Raw genomic sequence first — 513 nt, 5'->3', positions numbered from 1 at the left:
TCTTGATTTTAGCTGGCCTTCCGCATTTACAAACGCGGCTTCGGCTCAACCAGCATCGGCCGTTGAATCAACGTATCATCATGCGATATCAAATGGGGCCATTGACGAAAGAAGAAGTTGGTCAATATATAGAACAGCGAATGAAAATGGCGGGAGCGAAGATTCCGATTTTTACTCCAGCAGCGCTAGAGGCCATCGCTTTACAATCTCAAGGATGGCCAAGAGTGATCAATATCCTAGCCACGACTTGCCTCTTGTATGGATACCAAATGAAAAAAGAACAGATCGATGAAGAAATCGTTCGAATGGCGGCAGAGGAACATCATCTTTACTAAGCGATCGGAGCTCTTTGTACGGAGGGCTCCATTTTTTTCGAAGAGGGGCGGAAAAATCATCGAAAAACGACCGGAAAAATGTGCAAAGAACCTGGGGAAAATCGCAAAATCTAAAATAATCCGCAAAAAAATTGCACATTATTTCAGAAAACGAACCAAAATAATTTGAAAAAGTCAG

General features: G+C 42.7%; 1 protein-coding gene. It reads left to right on the top strand.

The features are described 5' to 3' along the window. The coding region (locus ACFPOH_RS10740) for an ExeA family protein (RefSeq protein ID WP_390309627.1) at nucleotides 1-335 on the top strand (335 nt) is incomplete at its 5' end. Nucleotides 336-513: the final 178 nt, after the last annotated feature.

It is taken from the genome of Ureibacillus suwonensis (assembly GCF_042655065.1).
Lineage (GTDB): Bacteria > Bacillota > Bacilli > Bacillales_A > Planococcaceae > Ureibacillus > Ureibacillus suwonensis.
The sequence above is the reverse complement of the archived record's forward strand: the minus strand, read 5'-3'. Positions and strand labels throughout refer to the sequence as shown.